Origin of the sequence: Massilia sp. PWRC2, from assembly GCF_049896725.1 — a bacterium.
Taxonomy (GTDB): Bacteria; Pseudomonadota; Gammaproteobacteria; order Burkholderiales; family Burkholderiaceae_D; genus JAFCUW01.
In genome coordinates this window covers 162,056-174,493 of the sequence record NZ_JAFCUW010000006.1, presented here as the reverse complement: position 1 = coordinate 174,493, position 12,438 = coordinate 162,056, and the positions used below count along the sequence as shown (strand labels likewise).

The 12,438-nt window shown below is 66.0% G+C and carries 11 protein-coding genes; 6 read left to right on the top strand and 5 right to left on the bottom strand.

Going from position 1 to position 12,438, the window contains the following annotated elements:
* Window positions 1-33: 33 nt before the first annotated feature.
* From ACP7BZ_RS13710 to ACP7BZ_RS13690, 5 genes are all read right to left on the bottom strand, one after another.
* Window positions 34-1,638 carry a carboxyl transferase domain-containing protein gene (locus ACP7BZ_RS13710; protein ID WP_426114009.1) on the bottom strand — a complete coding sequence of 535 codons (1,605 nt, stop codon included), beginning with the start codon at window positions 1,636-1,638 and terminating at the stop codon, window positions 34-36.
* A gap of 39 nt (window positions 1,639-1,677) precedes the next feature.
* Window positions 1,678-2,124: a YchJ family protein gene (locus ACP7BZ_RS13705; RefSeq protein WP_426114007.1), complete on the bottom strand. Its 447-nt coding sequence runs from the start codon at window positions 2,122-2,124 to the stop codon at window positions 1,678-1,680.
* 82 nt (window positions 2,125-2,206) lie between these two features.
* Window positions 2,207-2,704, bottom strand: coding sequence for an outer membrane beta-barrel protein (locus ACP7BZ_RS13700; RefSeq protein ID WP_426114005.1), 498 nt, complete (start codon window positions 2,702-2,704; stop codon window positions 2,207-2,209).
* A gap of 111 nt (window positions 2,705-2,815) precedes the next feature.
* Complete coding sequence (locus tag ACP7BZ_RS13695) at window positions 2,816-4,066, bottom strand: D-amino acid dehydrogenase (RefSeq protein ID WP_426114003.1); 1,251 nt, start codon at window positions 4,064-4,066, stop codon at window positions 2,816-2,818.
* A 112-nt stretch (window positions 4,067-4,178) separates the two neighbouring features.
* Window positions 4,179-5,513 carry a serine hydrolase domain-containing protein gene (locus ACP7BZ_RS13690; RefSeq protein ID WP_426114001.1) on the bottom strand — a complete coding sequence of 445 codons (1,335 nt, stop codon included), beginning with the start codon at window positions 5,511-5,513 and terminating at the stop codon, window positions 4,179-4,181.
* A 148-nt stretch (window positions 5,514-5,661) separates the two neighbouring features.
* Here ACP7BZ_RS13690 and ACP7BZ_RS13685 point away from each other — a divergent pair, with 148 nt between their 5' ends.
* From ACP7BZ_RS13685 to ACP7BZ_RS13660, 6 genes are all read left to right on the top strand, one after another.
* Complete coding sequence (locus tag ACP7BZ_RS13685) at window positions 5,662-6,405, top strand: GntR family transcriptional regulator (protein ID WP_426113999.1); 744 nt, start codon at window positions 5,662-5,664, stop codon at window positions 6,403-6,405.
* 104 nt (window positions 6,406-6,509) lie between these two features.
* Window positions 6,510-7,391, top strand: coding sequence for an N-acetylmuramic acid 6-phosphate etherase (locus tag ACP7BZ_RS13680; protein ID WP_426113997.1), 882 nt, complete (start codon window positions 6,510-6,512; stop codon window positions 7,389-7,391).
* Window positions 7,392-7,462: 71 nt separating this feature from the next.
* On the top strand, window positions 7,463-8,740 hold the full coding sequence (locus ACP7BZ_RS13675) for an MFS transporter (RefSeq protein WP_426113995.1): 1,278 nt from the start codon (window positions 7,463-7,465) through the stop codon (window positions 8,738-8,740).
* Window positions 8,741-8,832: 92 nt separating this feature from the next.
* On the top strand, window positions 8,833-10,476 hold the full coding sequence (locus ACP7BZ_RS13670; RefSeq protein ID WP_426113993.1) for a glycoside hydrolase family 10 protein: 1,644 nt from the start codon (window positions 8,833-8,835) through the stop codon (window positions 10,474-10,476).
* 216 nt (window positions 10,477-10,692) lie between these two features.
* Complete coding sequence (locus ACP7BZ_RS13665) at window positions 10,693-11,625, top strand: N-acetylglucosamine kinase (RefSeq protein WP_426113991.1); 933 nt, start codon at window positions 10,693-10,695, stop codon at window positions 11,623-11,625.
* A complete protein-coding gene (locus ACP7BZ_RS13660; RefSeq protein WP_426113989.1) occupies window positions 11,622-12,434 on the top strand; it encodes an N-acetylmuramoyl-L-alanine amidase in 813 nt (270 codons plus the stop codon). The genes ACP7BZ_RS13665 and ACP7BZ_RS13660 overlap by 4 nt, the downstream gene beginning before the upstream one ends.
* Window positions 12,435-12,438 lie beyond the last annotated feature (4 nt).

Sequence of the window (12,438 nt, the reverse complement as noted above, 5' to 3'; positions counted from 1 at the left end):
GGGCAGAAGAGAAGACAAAACAGCAAGCGCATATTACATGCGAAACAGGCCAAACCTGGTCTCGTCAATGGGGGCGTTGAGTGCCGCCGACAGGCCCAGGCCCAGCACCATGCGGGTGTCGGCCGGGTCGATCACGCCGTCGTCCCACAGGCGCGCGGTGGCGTAATACGGGTGGCCCTGGTGTTCGTACTGTTCCTTGATGGGCTGCTTGAAGGCGGCTTCTTCGTCAGCGCTCCAGGCGCCGCCCTTGCCCTCGATGCCATCGCGCTTGACGGTGGCCAGCACGCTGGCAGCCTGGTCGCCGCCCATCACGGAAATGCGGGCGTTTGGCCACATCCACAAAAAGCGCGGCGAAAACGCGCGGCCGCACATGCCGTAGTTACCGGCGCCAAAACTGCCGCCGATGATGACGGTAAATTTCGGCACGGCCGCGGTGGCGACCGCCGTGACCATCTTGGCGCCGTTGCGGGCGATACCCTCGTTTTCGTATTTGCGACCGACCATGAAGCCGGTGATATTTTGCAGGAATACCAGCGGAATCTTGCGCTGGCAGCACAGCTCGATGAAATGGGTGCCCTTCAAGGCTGACTCGGAAAACAGGATGCCGTTGTTGGCGATGATGCCGACCTTCATGCCATACATATGGGCGAAGCCGCAGATCAGCGTGGTGCCATATCTCGCCTTGAATTCGTCGAATTCGCTGCCATCGACCACCCGCGCGATCACTTCGCGCACGTCGAACGGTTTGCGCGTATCGACCGGAATGACGCCGTACAGCTCCCTGGCAGGATAGAGCGGTTCAACGCTGGCGCGCACGGCCGCTGGCGGTTTTACCCGGTTCAGATTAGAAACGATGGTGCGCGCCAGAGACAGCGCGTGCAGGTCGTTGTGCGCCAGGTGGTCGACCACGCCGGACAGGCGGGTATGGACGTCGCCACCGCCCAGATCCTCGGCGCTGACCACTTCGCCGGTGGCCGCTTTCACCAGCGGCGGGCCGCCCAGAAAAATCGTGCCCTGGTCCTTGACGATGATCGACTCGTCGCTCATCGCCGGCACATAGGCGCCGCCGGCGGTGCACGAACCCATGACGACGGCGATCTGGGCGATGCCCTTGGCCGACAGGTTGGCCTGGTTATAAAAGATGCGGCCGAAATGGTCGCGGTCGGGGAAGACGTCGTCCTGGTTGGGCAGGTTGGCGCCGCCCGAATCGACCAGATAAATGCAGGGCAGGTGGTTCTGGTCGGCGATTTCCTGCGCACGCAGGTGCTTTTTGACCGTCATCGGATAATACGTGCCGCCCTTGACGGTGGCGTCGTTGCAGACGATGACGCATTCAATGCCCGACACGCGGCCAATGCCGGTGATGATGCCGGCGCTGGGGGCGGCGTCGTCATACATGGCGTAGGCCGCCAGTGGCGACAGTTCGAGAAACGGCGTGCCCGGATCGAGCAGCATTTGCACGCGCTCGCGCGGCAGCAGCTTGCCGCGGGCGACGTGCCTGGCCGACGCCGCCGCACCGCCACCGGCGGCCACCGCCGTCACCTTGGCGTGCAAATCGTCGACCACCGCCTGCATGGCGGCCACGTTGGCCTGGAAGTCGTCGCTGCGGGGATTGAGCTTGCTGTCGATATGGGGCATTGCTGTCCTTGTGGAGGCGGATCGGGTGCGGGCCGGGCGTCAGCGCGGCGGCTTGTCGGGAAAACTGCCGTCGACGTAATACCAGCGGGCGACGCCATCGGCGGCGCTGCTGCGCACGAAACGGCTCACTTCGTGCAGCCGGTGGGCGCGTCCGCCGATCTTGTAACGGGCGACAAATTCGACGCTAGCGTGGTCTGGCGTTTCCGGCAAGTCTGCTTTACGTTGACGTAAACGTAAAGCAGATTTTACCTCAAGTCCCAGCCACCGGGGCGGTTCGCTGACATCGATGATGGGCCCGGCCGGCAGCGTGTCGGCGTGCCAGCTGGCGCGCAGATAGTCTTCCAGGCCGCGCACATAGGCGCTGTAGCGCGAGCGCATCAGCTGCTCGGCCGTTTGCGGCACGGCGGCGCCGGCAAGGAAGGGGCCGCAGCAGCGCTCGAAAGCGGCGCCGCCGCAGGGGCAGGCGGTGGTAGGAGGCACGGGCATGGCATGGACGACAGCAGATGGAAAGCGCATTATCCGCCAAAAGCGGCCGCTTGGCGGGCCCGCCCTGCTGCGCCCGCAGGGCTTAGAACGTGTACAACAGGCTGGCGCTGAAATTGCTGATGCCGCTGGCCGGACGCTGCGCTTCGAGCCGCGCTGCCCACGCCGCCGTGTGGGTGTACTGCACGCCCAGACCGAACAGGGCGCCATTGCCCATCGACGGGTCGATGTTGTTGCCGTGCTGCTTGAGCTGGACGCGGCCGTAGCGACCGAGCACGCCCCAGCGCGCATTCAGTGGCAGGGTGCCGATGACGGACAGGGCTGACTGGTTGAGATTGCCTTTGGTGACGCTGGTGGGCGTGTAGACATACACGTCTCCCAGACGACGCAAACTGAGCTCGAAGCCGACATAGGGGTTGAGCTGGTAGCCGGCCAGCACGCCATAGCTGCTGAGGTGATCGGACTGGCCGTCGAACTGGCTGGTGCCGAGGTCGGCGCCAGCGTAGTACGGCGTGACGTCCGCCGCCAGCGCGGCCGCGGTGGTGCTGGCCAGCAAGATGGCAGCCAAACGATGCTTGATCATGGTAATCCCTGGTTTTTTTGTTAGCCGACAATATTTCGGCAGCGGGGATTGTAGATGAATTACATATTAAGCAACAGTTCAATCTTGAAATTTGTTGCGTGTGGCCGCCGCTCAGCGCAGCGCCAGGCCGCGCCAGTCAAATGGCGGCGGCGCGCCGCGCATGGCGCCGGCGAGCAGCTTGGCCGAGCCGCAGGCAAAGGTAAAACCGAGCGGACCCTGGCCGACGTTGAGCCACAGGTTGCGGTACGGCGTGGCGCCGATGATGGGCGCGCTGTCGGGGGTGGCCGGGCGCAGGCCGGCCCACGCCGTCATGTGGTCGTAATCGGCCGCCTGCGGCATGGTCTGGCGCACCTGGCGGGTCAGGCTGGCCACCCGCCTGGGGTCGAGGGTGGTGTCGGCGCCCACCATGTCGACCATGGCGGCCACCCGCAGCGAGTCGCCGATGCGGGCGTACAGCACCTTGCGTTCGAAGTCGGTGATGGACACGGCCGGCGCGCAGTCGCCGGCGCGGATCGGCGCCGTCAGGCTGTAGCCTTTCAGGGGATACAGCGGCAGATACAGGCCGATGGCGGCGGCCAGGTCGCGGCTATCGATGCCGGCGGCCAGCACGTAATGGTCGGCCGCCAGCGGTCCGGCGCTGGTGTCGAGTCCCTTGATGCGCGCGGCGCCGTCGCTGACGATGCGATGGACGTCGGCGCGCACGGTGCCCTTGAAGCGCGGATGGGCGGCCAGTTGCTGCGAGAGCGCCGCACAAAAGGCGTAGCAGTCGGCCACCGCCTCGCCTTGATTAAAAATGCCGCCCGCCAGCAGTGGCTGGGCTGCGGCCAGCGCCGGTTCCATCGCCACGCACTCGGCGCTCGAGAGCACCTGGCGGCTGTCATCGGCATCCGGGCGGGCGACGGCGGCGGCAAACGCCGACGGCGAGCGGTACACCACCATCTTGCCGGCGTCGCGCCAGCCAAAGGCGAGCGGCGGCACCACGCTACCGAGTTCGCCCATCGCGCGGCGCGACAGCTCTCCCAGCTCGAGCAGGGTGGCGGTGGTGCGGGCGTTGGCGGCGCCATTGCAGTTGGCCAGAAAGCGCGCCAGCCAGCGCCACTGGCGCAGGTCCAGCTCTGGCTTGAAGCGCAGCGGACCGTGTTCCTGGAACAGCCACTGCAGCGCCTTCAAGGGCACGCCGGCGTCGGCCAGCGGCGCCACGTAGCGGTAGCTCAGCTGGCCGCCATTGCGGTAGCTGGCGGCCATGCCGACCGCATCGCGTTCGAGCAGGGTCACGCTGTAGCCGGCGTCGAGCAGCCACCAGGCCGAGGTCAGGCCGATCACCCCGCCACCGATTACGATTGCTTCCTGCATGGCGTTCATGGTCACTCGTTGTCACTTTGAGAAGTCGGACGACCAGCTTAGAGGCTCAGCGGCGGCGCCGCCAATGAATCCTCGGCGTCCGGCCATAACCGCCATGCATGTGCAGCGCGGCTCAGCCATGGCGGCTGCGCTGCCACAAGACGTCGAGCACGCGTTCTTCGACGGCGGCCAGGCGGCTGTGCGCCCCCTGTTTGGCGTCGGGATCGCTGGCGGTGCCGCCGATCAGCACCACGAAGCCGCTGGCGCGCGCGCGGTCGACGATGAACAGCGAGCGCAGGCCGTAGGCGTCGCCCAGGTGGCCGACGCCGTTAAATGGCGCCCCCGCACTGGCACCGGCACTGGCATCAGCAATCAAGCGTTGGCCCGGGCCATCGATGAACTGCTGGTTGCCCAGCCCCCAGGCTTGAAACAGGCCATCGCTGGTGTCGCCGTTCTGGCGCGCTGGCTCAAACGTCCACTGGCGCACGAACATCGCCTCGACGGTGGCGCGGTGCAGCACGCGCACGCCCTGGTGGACGCCGCCGCCGATGAGCATCTGCATCACCACGCCGAGATCGCGCGCGCTGATGCGCAAGCCGCCGGTGGGGCTGAACGGCGTGGCGTTGGTGCCCGGCACATAGCTGTCGAGGGCGGCCGGCGCCGGCGGCAGCACGCCATGGAAGTCGTCAGCCTGGGCGATCCAGCCGCCGCTGCTGTCCCAGCGTTCGCTGTCGACGGCGCGCTGGCGGTACAGGGTGGCCAGATTGCCGATCTGCGCCGGCGCCAGTGCCGGCGCGTAGTAGCCGCCGGCCAGCCCCAGCGGCCCCAGCAGCAGGCGCGCCATCAAACGGTCGAAGCGCTCGCCGCTGACGCGCTCCATGATGGTGCCGATCACGCCCCAGCCCAGATTACAGTAACTGAAATAATCGCCGGCAGCGGCATTGCTGGCCCAGATGCCATCGCTGTTCAGGCCCGTCGCCAGCGTGGTCGTCAGCGGCCACGCATAGCCGCCGTCGTCGCGCAGCGAGGAGGTATGCGTCAGCAAGGCGCGCAAGGTGATGGCGCGCGCGGGAAAGTGGGGGTTGCGCAGGCTAAAGCCGAGGTAGCGGGCGACGTCGGCATCGAGGTCGAGCTGGCCCCGTTCGACCAGGCGCATGACGCCGATGGTGGTCATCAGCTTGGAGACGGAAGCGATGCGGTAGAGCGTCGCGGCATTGGCGGGCAGGCGCGCCGCGATCGAGCGCAGGCCGAACTGCGCCTCATAGATGGGCCGGCCGGCGCCGAGCGCCAGCACCGACAGGCTGGCCAGTGCGCAGGCCGGGTCGGCGGCGATGGCGGCGAGAGCGTCGTCGGTGCTGCTGTCGATGGCGCTGCGCGCCGCCGCCGACCCGGCCGGGGCCGCGCGCAGCAGCGGATGGGCCGCGCCCACTAGTGCCAGTCCCAGCATGGTTCGCCTCGAGATGCGCATGGGTTCGCTTTCCAGGGTAGACCCGGCAAGGCGGGCGATGAGTCAGGATACGGACAGATGGGGGCGGCTGCCAATGAATTGCGGTGAGCGCCGCATAACTTTTTGATATGCTGTGCAGGTGCGCTGTCCGTTTTACCGAAAGTCGTCCATGCCCGCCCCCGTCACCCCCCCCCAGGCCAATGCTGGCCAGCACGACAGCTCGCCCCTTTACATGCAGGTGGCACGCAAGCTCATCGATGATGTGCGGGCCGGCCGCTACCAGGTCGACCAGGCCCTGCCCTCCGAGCGCCTGCTGGCCGAACAGCTGGCGGTGTCGCGGGTCACTGCCCGCAAGGCGATCGACCAGCTGGTGGTGCAAGGGCTGGTGGTGCGCCGGCGCGGTTCCGGTAACTATATTGCGCCGCGCATCGAGCAGCCGCTGTCGAACCTGTCGAGTTTTTCCGAGCAACTGCTGCAACGGGGCTACCGGCCGCGCTCGCGCTGGCTGCAGCGCGCCATCGTCAGCGCCAGCGCCGACGAGCAGCTCAGCCTGGGCCTGTCACCGCACGCGCGGGTGGCGCGCCTGGAGCGCCTGCGGCTGGCCGACGATGTCGTCATGGCCTATGAAGTGAGCGTGATTCCGGCAACCATGCTGCCGCGCCCGCAAGCGGTCGGCGGCTCGCTGTATGAACACCTGGCGCACAGCGGCCACCTGCCGGTGCGCGCCCTGCAACACCTGCGTGCCATCAACGCCTCGGCCACGCTGGCCGGCCAGCTGGGTATCGCGCCAGGGCAGGCGGTGCTGTTCATTACCCGCGTTGGCTACCTCGAATCGGGCCAGGCGGTCGAACTGACCCATTCGTATTGCCGCAATGATTATTACGATTTTGTGGCGGAGATGCGCCGTGCATAGTGGTCACGCGCATAACCTCGCGGAATGCCCGCGGCCCACCCTTTCATGGGAAGCGGCCCCTGCTTAGGCTTACACTGACGGCATCCCCGCACCGTCAGAACGCCATGCTCAAAACCGAAACGCCGTCCGCCGCTCACGCCGAACTCGACCAATATCCCACCGCCGAGCTGGTCACCACCCTGATCGACGACCAGATGGCTGCCGTGCGCGCCGTGCGCCTGGCGGCGCCGCGCCTTGCCGCCGCAGTGACGGCGGCGCTGCCGCGCATCGAAGCGGGCGGCCGGCTGATCTATGTGGGGGCCGGCACCTCGGGCCGCCTTGGCGTGCTCGACAGCGTGGAGCTCTACCCCACCTTTTCCTGGCCGCCGGAGCGCGCCATCGCGCTGCTGGCGGGCGGTGCCGGCGCCATGTTCGTCGCCGTCGAAGGGGCCGAGGATGACCTCGAACAGGGGGCCGCCGACCTGCTGGCAGCGGCGCCCACCGCCAACGACATCGTGCTGCTGCTGGCCGCTTCCGGCGCCACTCCGTATGTGCTGGGCGCCCTGCGCGCGGCGCGCACGGTGGGCGCGCTGACGGTCGGCTTTGCCAACAATGTCGATGCGCCACTGACCAACGAGGCCGATATTGGCGTCACCCTCGATACCGGCTCGGAAATTATTTCTGGCAGCACCAGGCTGAAAGCGGGTACCTCGCAAAAGCTGGCCTTAAACACGTTTTCGACGGCCCTGATGGTGCGTCTGCACAAGGTGTACGGCAACCTGATGGTCGACCTGAAACCCACCAACGCCAAGCTGGTCCGGCGTGCCGTGCAACTGACCATGTTCGCCACCGGTGCCGACGAGATGGCCGCGCGCGCCGTGCTGGAGCAGTGCAATTTTCACGTCAAGGTAGCCATCGTCGCCCTGCGGCAGCAGGAAAGCGTGGCGCTGGCGCGCGCCCGGCTCGATGCGGCGGGCGGCAGCGTGCGCCAGGCGCTGGCACATTAAGCGGGTGTTGCCCCGCGCCAGCGGCCGCCAGTGCGTATCATCGCGTGTCCGCGTTATTCCGTGAAAGTGTTATGCAAAGCAAACCCGCCACTGAGGTGGCAAGCAATCCGTGGCGATGGGTGCCGTCGCTGTATTTCGGCCAGGCCCTGCCGTATGTCGTTGTCATGCTGTTGTCGGTGGTCATGTACAAGGACATGGGGGTGTCGAACACCGACATCGCCCTGTACACCAGCTGGCTGTATCTGCCATGGGTGATCAAGCCCCTGTGGTCGCCCTTCGTCGACATGTTCCGCACCAAGCGCTGGTGGATCGTCAGCCTGCAACTGTTGATCGGCGCGGCGCTGGCGCTGGTGGCACTGACCATGCAGTTGCCCGCGTTCTTTCAGATGAGCCTGGCCATGTTGTGGCTGATGGCCTTCAGCTCGGCCACCCATGATATCGCCGCCGACGGCTTTTATATGCTGGGCCTGCGCCAGTCGCAGCAAGCCGCCTTCGTCGGCGTGCGCAGCACTTTCTATCGCTGCGGCATGCTGGCCGGGCAGGGCGGGCTGGTCTACCTGGCCGGCAAACTGTCCGAGCGCACGGGCGACGTCGGCTTTGCCTGGTCGGTGGTGTTCGGCGTGCTGGCGGCGATGTTCGTCGCCCTCGCGCTGTACCACCGGTTGGCGCTGCCGCGGCCGGCGGCCGATGTCCCCAGCGTTGCCGGCAGCGATCCCCTGCACGCCTTTTTTGCCAGCTTCGCCGCCTTTTTCAAAAAACCCGATATCGGCCTGATCCTCGGTTTTATATTGACCTTCCGCCTCGGTGAAGCGCAGCTGCTCAAGCTGGCCGTGCCGTTTCTAAAAGATCCGCTGGCCGCGGGTGGCCTCGGCTTGACCACTGCCCAGGTCGGCATCGCATACAGCACCGTCGGCGTGCTGGCGCTGACGGTGGGCGGGCTGGCCGGTGGCGTGCTCATTTCCCGGCTGGGCTTACAACGCTGCCTGTGGCCGATGGTGTTTGCCGTCCACCTCCCCGACCTGGTCTTCGTCTACCTGGCCAGCGCCCAGCCGCACAGCCTGCTGTTCATCAGCGCCGCGCTGGCGCTTGAACAGTTCGGTTACGGCTTCGGCTTTACCGCCATGATGCTGTACATGATGATGGTGTCGGACGGCCTGCACAAGACCGCCCACTACGCCATCTGCACCGGCCTGATGGCACTCGGCATGATGATCCCCGGCATGATCAGCGGCAAAATGCAGGAGCTGCTCGGTTACCAGCATTTTTTCCTGTATGTCTGCCTGATGACGATCCCCGCCTTTATTATGGCGGCGCTGGTGCACATCGATGCCGGCTTCGGCAAAAAGTAAACCGGTACTTCTCGCGCAGCGCGCGCGGGCGCCATCGATGGTGCGCTTGCTTTATGCTCTGCGCCTCATGGCATTCATTTCCAGGAGTCGACGTGCAGTGTAACTCTCAACGACGGCAGTTCAAGCCGCAACGCCGCGCGCTGGCGCTGGCCATTTTTTGCGCTGGCGCCCTGCTGGCCAGCTGCAGCACGGTCAAGCCACCGCTGCCTGCCACCGCTGGCCCCGCCGTTGGCGCGCCTGTCCGCCCTGCCGTCGCGCCCGGCACTGCGCTGCTGACGCCGCCACCGGCGCCGCGCGAATTTCGCGCCGTCTGGGTGTCAACGGTGGCCAATATCGACTGGCCCAGCAAGTCGAATCTGAATGGCGCCCAGCAGCAGGCCGAGGCCATTGCCATTCTCGAGCGCGCCAAGTCGATGCACATGAATGCCATCGTGCTGCAAGTGCGTCCCAGCGCCGACGCCATCTATCCGTCCACCATCGAGCCGTGGACCGAGTACCTGACGGGGGCGCAGGGCACGCCACCGAAGCCGTACTATGATCCGCTGGCGTTCTGGGTGGCGCAGGCGCACGCGCGCGGCTTGCAGCTGCATGCGTGGTTCAATCCGTATCGGGCGCGCCAGACGGTGGCGAAGTCGGCGGTGGCCGGCAACCATATTTCGCGCAGCAATCCGGCCATCGTCAAGGCCTACGGCAAGGCCTTGTGGATGGACCCCGGTGAAGCGGCGGCAGTCAAGCAAACCGTCGACGTCGTGCTCGACGTGGTGCGCCGCTACGACATCGATGGCGTCCACATCGACGATTATTTTTATCCTTACCCGATCGAGCCCACTGGCGCCGCCGGCGAAGCGCTGGCGCTCGAGAGCAGCACCGGCAAGAACGAAGTCGATTTTCCCGACGGCCCGTCGTGGCAGCGTTATCTGGCCGACGGCGGCAAACTCGAGCGCGCCGCCTGGCGCCGCCAGAACGTCAATACCCTGATCGAGCGTCTGTACACTGGCATTCACCATGAAAAATCGTGGGTGCTGTTTGGCATCAGCCCGTTCGGCCTGGGTAAACCGGCGCTGCGCCCGAAAGGGATCGTCGGCTTTAGCCAGTACGACAAACTGTATGCGGACGCCGAACTGTGGCTGCAAAACGGCTGGCTCGATTATTTGTCGCCGCAACTGTACTGGGCCATCGATCAAAAGGGGCAGGCGTATGACGTGCTGCTCGATTACTGGATCGGCCAGAACCGCCAGCAACGCCACATCTGGCCGGGCCTGTTCACCAGCCGCATCGGTGCGCCTGCCAAGGAGTATGCGCCTGGCGAAATTGTCCAGCAGATTGGGGTGACCCGCAGCCGCCCCGGCGCCAGCGGTCACGTGCATTTCAGCATGGCTGCGCTGATGGACAACCGCAAGGGCATCGCCGACCAGCTCAAGGCGGGCCACTACCTGGCGCCTGCGCTGGTGCCGGCGACGCCGTGGCTGGGGGCGACGGTGCCCGGTGCGCCGCAGGTGCGCGCCAGGCGCGAAGCGGCCGGCGTGCGGCTCAAGCTGGCGCCCGGCAGCGCCAACAGCGCCTATGCCATCTGGACCCGCTACGGCAGCGAGTGGCGTTTTGCCGTGACGCCGGTGGCCACCGATGATTTGCTGCTCAGCGATGATCCCCGGCTCGGCGCGCCCGATGCCGTGTTCGTCAATGCGGTCGACCGTCTTGGCAATGAAAGTGCGCCGCTGGCCGTGCTGGGGAAATAGGCCGCGTCGTCATAGCGCGGCTGATTGAATGATTGAATGATTGAATGATTGGACGATTGCATGAGTGGGACTGGCGCCGCAGGGTCGCTGTCCCATGTCAGCTTTAGCGAACCTCATAACTTTTCATCATGTTGACGCATTAAAGCGCTATGCCCGGGCTGCCCATGCCGGCGTACACTCGGTATGATCCTGAATATTTCGGGCAGCAGGGACGCCATGGCGCACACGCACGGCAAGGACAGCATGGGACTCGGTATCGATGCCGGCGGCACGCAGACGCGCTGGGCGCTGGCGTGCGCCGATGGCGTGCTGCTGGCCGAAGGCGTGGTGGCCGGCCTGTCCGCCTTGCAAATGGCCAGCGCTGCGGGCCGCAAACGGGTGTACGCCATTGTTGAAGAACTCAGCAAGGCGGTGCTGGCACACGGTGCGCCGCGCCGCGTGCGCGCCGGACTGACCGGCTTGGGCGGCGACAGCGCGCAGCTGCAGGCGTGGCTGGCCGACTTGCTGTCTGTCGAGGTTGCCGCCGTCACCCTCTGCAGCGATATCGAAATCGCCTACCTCGACAGCTTCGCCCCCGGCCAGGGCTATCTGATCTACGCCGGCACCGGTTCGATCGGCGCGTATATCGACCTCGATCACGTCTTGCAGCGCGCGGGCGGGCGCGGCGTGCTGCTCGATGATGGCGGTGGCGGTTACTGGATTGCCCGCGAAGCCTTGCGCCTGATCTGGCGACGCGAAGACGCGTGTCCCGGCGCCTGGCAACAGTCGGCCATGGCGCGCGCCGTGTTCGACCACATCGGCGGCAGCGACTGGGACCGTTCGCGCCAGTTCATGTATGGCCAGGAACGCGGTGCGGTGGGACGGCTGGCGCTGGCCGTGGCCGCCAGCGCCCCGTTCGACGGCGCCGCCATGGCAATCCTGCACCGCGCCGGTGACGAACTGGCGCGGCTGGCGCGGGCACTGAGCGAACGCTACGGCCCGCGGCCGGTGGTGCTCAGCGGTCGCGCCAGCACCTTGCATCCGGCCATCTGCGCAGCCATGCGTGCTGCCTTGCCAGAGACCATCAAATTGACCCACACTGTCGGTCATGCCCACCAGGCCGCCGCCAGGCTGGCGGCCAACGACTTCCCCTGCTCATCAAAAAAATGAAAAATTTGCCAGTTAAATCGTGCCTGTCCCTGCTGCCACTACTGTTGCTGGCCGCTTGCGCCACCCCGTCCGGACCGCGCATCGACAGTTCGCTGTCGGCCAAGGCGCAAAGCAGCCGCGCCAAGTTCGTGATTGTCCATTACACCGTCAGCGACCTGCCGAATTCGATCAAAATCCTCACCCAGCAGGGGGTCAGCAGCCATTACCTGCTGACCAATGAAGCGGTGGCCGTCACCTACCGGCTGGTCGATGAAACGCGCCAGGCCAATCACGCGGGCGTGTCCCACTGGAAGAATTACACCCTGCTCAACAGCAGTTCGATCGGTATCGAGATCGTCAACCCCGGCTTTACCGTGGATGCCAACGGCGTGCGTACCTGGTATCCATTTCCGCAACAACAGATCGATGCCTTGATCGTGCTGCTCAAGGACATCGTCGCGCGCAATAATATTCCGCCTGAAAATATCCTGGGCCACAGCGACATCGCTCCCGGCCGCAAGCAGGATCCGGGTCCCATGTTCCCCTGGTTTCAGCTGGCGCAGGCCGGTTTGATCCGCTGGCCGGACGCCACCCGGGTCACCGAGCTCAAGCCGGTGTACCTGGCGCAGTTGCCCGACATCGGCTGGTTTCAAAAGCGGCTGGCGCAGTTCGGCTATGCGACGCCGCAAACGGCAGAGCTCGATACGGCCACGCGCGACGTCGTGATCTCGTTTCAGATGAAATACCGGCCGGCGCTCATCGATGGCACGCCCGATGCGGAGACGGCGGCGCTGCTTGATGTGATGACCACGGCGCTCAGCGTTCCCTGAACCG